The organism is Methylobacterium nigriterrae, from assembly GCF_037106235.1.
Lineage (GTDB): Bacteria > Pseudomonadota > Alphaproteobacteria > Rhizobiales > Beijerinckiaceae > Methylobacterium > Methylobacterium nigriterrae.
In genome coordinates this window covers 1-282 of sequence record NZ_JBAWTG010000780.1, presented here as the reverse complement: position 1 = coordinate 282, position 282 = coordinate 1, and the positions used below count along the sequence as shown (strand labels likewise).

Sequence of the window (282 nt, the reverse complement as noted above, 5' to 3'; positions counted from 1 at the left end):
GAGCCCTGGTGGCTGCCGGCCCGCGACGTCACGGTCACGGAGTCGTGGAGCCCCGATCCCGAGACCGTGAAGGTCGGCGAGACGACGCGGCGCGTCGACACCGTCGAGGCGCAGGGCATGGTGGCCGAGGGCCTGCCGCCCCGCCCCGTGATGCGCACGCGCGGCATCCTCCCCTTCGCCGGCCCGGGGACGCGCGAGACCGTCATCACCCCGCTCGGGCCGGGGGCGCGCGCCACCTACCAGTGGGACGTGCGGCCGGCCATCGACGAGGTGATCCCGCTC

General features: G+C 76.2%; 1 pseudogene. It reads left to right on the top strand.

Annotated features, from left to right (window positions below):
- Nucleotides 1–282: pseudogene (locus tag WDW90_RS39135) on the top strand (hypothetical protein); the annotation flags it as partial.